At 66.0% G+C, this 7,480-nt stretch carries 6 protein-coding genes; 3 read left to right on the forward strand and 3 right to left on the reverse strand.

The features are described from left to right. Positions 1 to 167: 167 nt before the first annotated feature. Positions 168 to 977, forward strand: a complete 810-nt coding sequence (gene lexA, locus WBQ44_RS10925) for a transcriptional repressor LexA (protein WP_495566710.1) — start codon at positions 168 to 170, stop codon at positions 975 to 977. Between the two features lie 72 nt (positions 978 to 1,049). Here the strand turns inward: lexA and WBQ44_RS10930 are convergent, their stop codons facing one another. The 3 genes from WBQ44_RS10930 to ptsP form a co-directional block, all read right to left on the reverse strand. Beyond that, entirely contained in the window at positions 1,050 to 2,192 is a 1,143-nt protein-coding gene (locus WBQ44_RS10930) for an acyl-CoA dehydrogenase family protein (protein WP_495566711.1), read from the reverse strand. Positions 2,193 to 2,347: 155 nt separating this feature from the next. Next, positions 2,348 to 3,622, reverse strand: coding sequence for a uracil-xanthine permease family protein (locus WBQ44_RS10935; protein ID WP_495566712.1), 1,275 nt, complete (start codon positions 3,620 to 3,622; stop codon positions 2,348 to 2,350). Positions 3,623 to 3,646: 24 nt separating this feature from the next. Next, positions 3,647 to 5,359 carry a phosphoenolpyruvate--protein phosphotransferase gene (ptsP, locus tag WBQ44_RS10940; protein ID WP_495566713.1) on the reverse strand — a complete coding sequence of 571 codons (1,713 nt, stop codon included), beginning with the start codon at positions 5,357 to 5,359 and terminating at the stop codon, positions 3,647 to 3,649. Between the two features lie 171 nt (positions 5,360 to 5,530). On the opposite strand from ptsP, the gene WBQ44_RS10945 reads away from it, so the two are divergent. Next, positions 5,531 to 6,298, forward strand: a complete 768-nt coding sequence (locus WBQ44_RS10945; RefSeq protein WP_495566714.1) for a DeoR/GlpR family DNA-binding transcription regulator — start codon at positions 5,531 to 5,533, stop codon at positions 6,296 to 6,298. Further along, entirely contained in the window at positions 6,295 to 7,335 is a 1,041-nt protein-coding gene (locus WBQ44_RS10950) for a 1-phosphofructokinase family hexose kinase (RefSeq protein WP_495566715.1), read from the forward strand. Before WBQ44_RS10945 ends, WBQ44_RS10950 begins: the two co-directional genes overlap by 4 nt. Positions 7,336 to 7,480 lie beyond the last annotated feature (145 nt).

The raw sequence follows: 7,480 nt of genomic DNA on the forward strand, positions 1-7,480 counted from the left end.
TTCGGCACCGACGAGCAGCACCGGCACGGCTACTCACCACCGGCTGGATTCACCACCGGCTTGAATTCACCACCGGCTGAATTCGCCACCGGCTTCGATCACGCCGGCATAGACAATCGGTGACGACGACACAGCGAACGCAGCCACGACGTACGGAGGACGCACGAATGAAAGACGAGACCTCGTCAGGGTCGACAGAGACAGCAGGGTCGGTAGACACATCAGGGTCATCGGTCGGGCAGTCGACGCGCAAGTCCGCGGCCAAGCCCGCGGCCGTTCCGACCGCGAAAGCGTTCGAAGGTGAGGGCACCGACATCAATGCGGGGCTGACCGAACGTCAACGCAAGGTCCTCGAGGTCATCCGTGCATCGGTCACCGAGCGTGGTTACCCGCCGAGCATTCGCGAGATCGGCGACGCGGTGGGGCTCACGTCGACCTCGTCGGTGGCACATCAACTTCGCACCCTCGAGCGAAAAGGTTTTCTGCGCCGCGACCCCAATCGTCCGCGCGCGGTCGATGTGCGCGGTCTCGACGAGGTGCAGGCCGACCACGCGGCGGCAGCGACGGCCGACGGGTCGACTCCCACCGAGGATCAGCTCCCCACGCCGACGTTCGTACCCGTCCTCGGACGTATCGCCGCGGGTGGACCGATTCTCGCCGAGCAGGCCGTCGAAGATGTGTTCCCGTTGCCGCGCGAGCTGGTCGGTCAGGGGTCGTTGTTCCTGCTCAAGGTGGTGGGCGAATCGATGATCGAAGCAGCCATCTGTGACGGCGACTGGGTGGTCGTCCGTCAGCAGAGTGTGGCGGACAACGGCGACATCGTGGCTGCGATGATCGACGGCGAGGCCACCGTCAAGACGTTCAAGCGCACCAAGGGCGAGGTGTGGCTCTTGCCGCACAATCCGCTGTTCGAGCCGATTCCGGGTAACGACGCCGCCATCCTCGGCAAGGTCGTGACGGTCATGCGCAAGCTCTGACAGTAGACCGACGAGGGGCCCGCAACCGGGAATGGTTGCGGGCCGCTTCGTGGTTCGTCGGTGAGCGCTTCGCTACAGGTTGAGGCCTCGACCGATGATCTCCTTCATGATCTCGGTGGTGCCGCCGTAGATGGTTTGCACCCGAGAGTCCATGTAGGCCTTGGCGATCGGGTATTCCTTCATGTATCCGTAGCCACCGTGCAGCTGCAGACAGCGGTCGATGAGCTTGACCTGGTTCTCGGTGGTCCACCATTTGGCCATGGCGGCTTCCTGGACCGTCAGGGTCCCGGCGTTGAGCAGCTCGATGAACTTGTCGACCATGATTCGCGTCGCCGTGGTCTCGGTGGCGAGCTCTGCCAGCACGAACCTGGTGTTCTGGAACTTGCCGATGGACTTGCCGAATGCTTTGCGATCGCGGCAATACTGGATGGTCATCTCCAGCGCGGACTCCATTGCGGCGGCGGCCACGACGGCGATGGACAGTCGCTCCTGCGGAAGGTTCTGCATCAGGTAGATGAAACCCATGCCTTCTTCGCCCAGGAGGTTGGCTGCAGGCACGCGGACGTCGGTGAAGCTGAGCTCGGCGGTGTCCTGGGCCTTCATGCCGATCTTGTCGAGGTTGCGGCCACGTTCGAATCCCGGCATGTCGCGTTCGACGACGAGCAGGCTGAAGCCCTGAGCTCCCTTGTCGGGGTCGGTGCAGGCCACGACGATGATCAGGTCGGCGTTGATGCCGTTCGTGATGAACGTCTTCGAGCCGTTGAGAACCCAGTCGTCCCCGTCGCGAACGGCGCGGGTCTTGATGCCCTGGAGGTCGCTGCCTGTACCGGGCTCCGTCATCGCGATGGCGGTGATCAATTCACCGGAGGCGAAACCTGGCAGCCAGCGCTGCTTCTGCTCCTCGTTCGTCAGTTCGATGAGATACGGAGCAACGACGTCGTTGTGCAGGGTGAATCCGATGCCGCTGTATCCGCCACGGGTGGTTTCCTCGGTGACGATGGTGTTGTAGCGGAAGTCCTTGACCCCTCCGCCGCCGTACTCCTCGGGGACGGCGGTGCCGAGAAAGCCCTGCTTACCGGCTTCGACCCACACGCCACGATCGACGATGTTCTGCTCTTCCCACTTCGCGTGGTTGGGTGCGACGTGCTGGTCGAGGAACTTTCGGTACGACTCCCGAAAGAGGTCGTGCTCGGGTTCGAACAGTGTGCGGTCCACTACGTTGTCCCTTCGAGATACTGTCCCGATCGACGGCGGCCGTGACCTGTTGTGAGGCACGGTGCATCGGCATCGGCTCTTGCCTGCGTCTGCCGAGCCTACGACCGGGCAGGTGACGCAGTCGATGACCGAGCCGTGCGCGATCGGTGACCGAACTACTTCGGCGCAGGTCTAGCGCGGCGATGCAACGCGCGCATGATCGGATATCCGACGAGGATGCCGACCGATCCCCAGGCAATTCCGCCGAGCTCGACCGACCCGACCGGCAGCGTCAGGTCGCCGATGCCCGCGACGAGTGCGGCGGCCACGACGGTGAGATTCACGGGGTCGGTGAAATTCACGTCGTTTTCCGACCAGATGCGGACGCCGAGCAGCCCGATGAGGCCGTAAAGCACCAGCGTCGCACCGCCGATGACACCGTCCGGCACCGTGAACACCAACGCTCCGAACTTCGGAGAGAACGCGAGAACGACGGCCGTCGCAGCGGCAACCCAGTACGCAGCGGTCGAGTAGACACGCGTGGCAGCCATGACGCCGATGTTCTCGGCGTACGTCGTCGTGCCCGAGCCGCCCGCAGCGCCCGCCAGGGTGGTGGCCAATCCGTCCGCGATGAGCGCATCACCGGCGAGGTCGTCGAGCGACTTGCCGGTCATCGCGGCGACCGCCTTGACGTGGCCGACGTTTTCGGCGACGAGAACGATGACGACGGGTAGGGCGATGAGCACCACCGACAGATCGAAGGACGGCCCACGAAACTCCGGTATGCCGATCCAGGCCGCTTCGCGCATGGCGTCGAGTCGGGCCCCGTCGATCTCCCCCATCACGGCGGCGAACACCCAGCCGATGACGACACCGACCAGAATGCCGAGGCGTCCTAGGAGTCCCGGTCCGGCGACGGTCACGACGAGAATTGCGATCAGTGTGACTGCTGCGACCAGCGGCTGGGCCTCGAAGGAGGACGTGGCTGCGGTGGCCAGGTTGAGACCGATCAGCACGACGACGGCACCGGTGACGACGGGCGGCATGACCGCTTCGATGACGCGGCCGCCGGCAAATTTGACCACGAATCCGACCGCGGCGAGTACGACACCGACGGACAGCACGGCGCCGAGTTGGGCGGCGGGTCCGTCGGCCTGTGCGGCGCTCAGGGGCGCGATGAACGCGAACGAAGAACCGAGGTAGCTCGGGATGCGACCTCGCGTGATGATCAGGAACAGTGCGGTACCGATGCCCGAGAACAGCAGTGTTGTGGTGACGGGAAATCCGGTCACGGTCGGTACGAGCAAGGTGGCGCCGAACATGGCGATCACATGTTGCATACCGATACCGACCGTCCGCGGCCACGACAGGCGCTCGTGCGGCGCCACCACCGCTCCGGCAGCGACGTTCTTACCGTTGCCGTGCAATGCCCATCCGAAGTTTCGACTCACGAGGTCGAATCCTAAGGTGTCGGATCAGGGGGTCAGTACCGCAGCGGCCGCAGCTCGGGCCGCAGCCGCGCTGTCGGCACGCAACGCCGCTGCGGCTGCCTTCTCGCACTGCTCGTACGTCACCGAGGCCAGCTTGGCGCCGACGTGTGCAACCGCGGCCGAGGCAGCGGACAGCGATGTGATGCCCATTCCGGTCAGCACGCAGGCCAGGAGCGGGTCTGCAGCCGCCTCGCCGCAGACGCCGACCGGCTTGCCCACTGCTGCACCGGCTTTCGCGGTGTGCGCGACGAGCGCTAGAACGGCCGGTTGCCACGGGTCGGTCAACGACGCGAGCGAGGACGACATCCGGTCGGCTGCCATCGTGTACTGAGCGAGGTCGTTGGTGCCGATGGACAAGAAGTCGACGTGTTCGAGAATGTGCTCGGCAAGTAGGGCGGCCGCAGGAATCTCGATCATGACGCCAGGTTTCAGGCCCCGTTCACGTACGTCCACCGCGAACGCGGCGGCCTCGGCAGCCGTCGCGATCATCGGCGCCATAACCCAGGGGGTAGAACCGGTCGCAGCCGCTGCCGCGGCGATACCGTCGAGTTGGCGGTAAAGAATCCCTCTGTCCTGCTGTGCGATTCGGATACCTCGAATCCCGAGAGCCGGGTTTGCCTCGTCGGCGTGGTTGGCGAAGCGGAGCGGCTTGTCCGAGCCCGCATCAAGGGTGCGAACGACGACCTTGTGTCCGGCGAAGGCATCGAGAACCTGCCCGTAGATCTCGGCCTGCTCGTCCACCGTGGGTTCGCTGTCGCGGTCCAGGAAACACAGTTCGGTGCGGAACAATCCGATGCCGTCCGCAGCCGAGGACCGTGCTGCGCGTGCGCCGGCTCCGTCCTGCACATTGGCGAGGATGTCTACGGCGTGTCCGTCGGAGGTCGCTCCGGGACCGGACCATCCCGACACCCGCTCGAGTTCGGTGCGCGCGGACGTGACCGCTGCGTCGGCCAGGTCGTGATCGGGATCGAGCACGACGTCTCCGGTGCTGCCGTCGACGACGACCACCGTGTCCTCAGGCACGTCGTCGAGGCCCTCGACGGCCACCACGCACGGAATACCGAGCTGCCGCGCGATGATCGCGGTGTGACTGGTGGGTCCACCCAACGACGTGGCAAGACCTACGACAAGGTCGGCGTCGAGACCGGCCGTGTCCGCGGGCGCGAGATCGTCGGCGAGCAGAATCGACGGAACTGCGGGAGTCGGAACGCCAGGCTCCGGCACGCCGAGGATTTCGGCGATGACGCGGTCTCGGATGTCACGTAGGTCGGTGACACGCTCGGCCATGAGCCCACCGAGCTTGAGGAACATCGCCACGAACTGTTCGGTGGCCGCGTCGGTGGCCGACGTCGCCGGGGTGCCGCTGGCTATCGCCTTTTCTGCGGCCCGTAGCCATCCGCGATCCTGAGCCATGGCTGCGTTTGCGGACAGCACCTCCGACGCCGCCCCCGTGGCCAGTTCGGCTCTGCCCCGCAGCCGTGCTGCGACCGTTGCCGCTGCGCGGCGGAACCGTTCGAGTTCGGTCCCCCGCGCCGCCTCGTCCACGACCGAGAGGTCGACGGGCACCTCGGGGCGCCGTCCCGGGCGCATGACCGGTCCGTAGCCGACACCCGGTACGACCGGCGTGCCCCGCAGAACTGCCGAACCCGACAGCGGTACGTCGGTGTTCTGCGATTCGGCCCGAAGCGATCCGGTCATGTGTCCTCCTGGAACTCGAGTGTGGTTCAGCCCGCTCTGCGCGAGGTCGTGTGATCGAGATTACCCCGAGGTCTTGACATGTCAACAGATACGGGCGTAAAACAACATAAACCAACATCACATCGGGTTCGAACACAGCCCGGCCGCACGACCGAACGAACGGAGGCACAGGTGTACGCAGAAGAACGTCAGCAGGCCATCGCAGAGCTCATCAGCACCCGCGGCCGCATCTCCGTCGCCGAACTGTCCTCCACCTACGGCGTCACCACCGAAACCGTTCGGCGCGATCTTGCCGTGCTGGATCGGCTCGGCGTCATCCGCCGCGTACACGGCGGCGCCGTCCCGGCATCGGCACTCGTCGCGACCGAACCCGGCGTCGGCGAACGGGAATACACCCGCGCGGAACAGAAGGACGCGATTGCAGCTGCCGCCGTCGAGTACCTACCACCGGCGGGCGGAAGTGCCGTCCTGGATGCGGGAACCACGACGGGCAGACTCGCCGCGCTACTCCCGAGCGACCGTGACCTGACGGTCATCACCAATTCGGTTCCCATCGCCGCTCGCCTCGCACCGCTCGGCGGCGTCAATCTTCGCGTGCTCGGCGGGCGTGTGCGAGGTACGACGCAGGCCGCGGTCGGCGAGGAAGCGCTGACCGCGCTCGACTGGCTCCGCGTCGATGTGGCGTTCGTCGGCACCAACGCACTGAGCGTCGGGCACGGATTGTCGACACCGGACAGCGACGAAGCAGCCGTCAAGCGCGCGATGGTTCGCAGCGCCAACCACATCGTCGTCTTGGCCGATTCGACGAAGGTCGGCAGGGAGCACCTGGTGAGCTTCGCCCGCCTCGACACCATCGACGTGCTCGTGACCGACGAGGACATCGACGACAAGGACCACAAGAGCTTGATCGACAACGGAATCGAGGTGGTGATCGCATGATCGTCACGCTTACTGCCAACCCGAGCATCGACAGAACAGTCGTGCTCGAATCCGAGCTCGTGCGCGGCGGCGTTCACCGCGCACTCACGACCGTCAGCGACCCCGGCGGCAAAGGCGTCAACGTCGCCCGGGTGATGACTGCGTCGGGTGTGCAGGCAATGGCCGTTCTCCCTGCAGCACAGGGCGACCCGCTGCTCGACGCACTCTCTGCTGCGGGCGTCCGCTACTGCGCTGTACCGACGGACGGTCTCGCCCGCACCAACGTGACGGTCAGCGAACCCGGCGGCACCACCACCAAGATCAACGAGCCCGGAGCCAGGCTCGGCGAGGACACGACGTCCGCACTGTTCGACGCAGTCGTCGACCTCGGAAGGGACGCAACGTGGGTGGCACTGTCCGGGTCACTTCCTCCCGGCGTCCCGGCCGACTGGTACGGCCGGCTCATGCGCGCTCTGCGGTCGACACCGTGCAAGGTGGCCGTCGACACCTCCGACGCCCCGCTGCTCGCACTGGCCGGCTCCTTTCCTGACACCGCGCCCGACCTCATCAAACCCAACTCCGAAGAACTGGCGCAGCTCACCGGCGTAGACGCCCAGCAGCTCGAACGTGCTGCGGCCGCCGGAGATCCGACCGCTGCGGTCGAGGCGAGCCGGCTTCTACTCGAACGCGGGGTCGGCGCCGTACTGGCGACGCTGGGCAGCGCCGGCGCAGTGCTCGTGACGCCGGAGGGCGCCTGGTTCGCCACCCCACCTCGCATCGACGCGATCAGCACCGTCGGAGCGGGCGACTCCTCCCTCGCCGGCTATATCCTGGCGGACATCGAACGATGCGCCCCGGCGGACCGCATCAGACGGGCCGTCGCGTACGGCACGGCCGCCACCGCCCTGCCGGGAACAACGCTTCCCACCCCCGAACAAGCCCATCCCGAACAGGTGACGGTGCATTCAGTCGACTCACTCGACATCCAGTTCGAATCTCCACCCGAAACGTCACAACCCCGAACCTCCCCGTCACCCCGCTCGTCGACACTCTCCTAGGAGCCGTCATGTCCACACCAATCAACGATCCGGCGATCATCGCGGAGGACCTGATCCTCCTCGATGCGGACCTCGGCGAATCCAAGGAGGCTGTCATCGAACGGCTGTCCGAGGTACTCGCCCGCGCGGGCCGCGCCACCGACGC

The sequence above is a fragment of the Rhodococcus sp. (in: high G+C Gram-positive bacteria) genome (assembly GCF_049591685.1).
Lineage (GTDB): Bacteria > Actinomycetota > Actinomycetes > Mycobacteriales > Mycobacteriaceae > Rhodococcoides.

Bases quoted from the DNA above. Each gene is read 5' to 3' on its own strand.
- lexA (WP_495566710.1), top strand. From the start codon at position 168: ATGAAAGACGAGACCTCGTCAGGGTCGACAGAGACAGCAGGGTCGGTA.
- ptsP (WP_495566713.1), bottom strand. From the start codon at position 5,359: ATGACCGGATCGCTTCGGGCCGAATCGCAGAACACCGACGTACCGCTG.
- WBQ44_RS10950 (WP_495566715.1), top strand. From the start codon at position 6,295: ATGATCGTCACGCTTACTGCCAACCCGAGCATCGACAGAACAGTCGTG.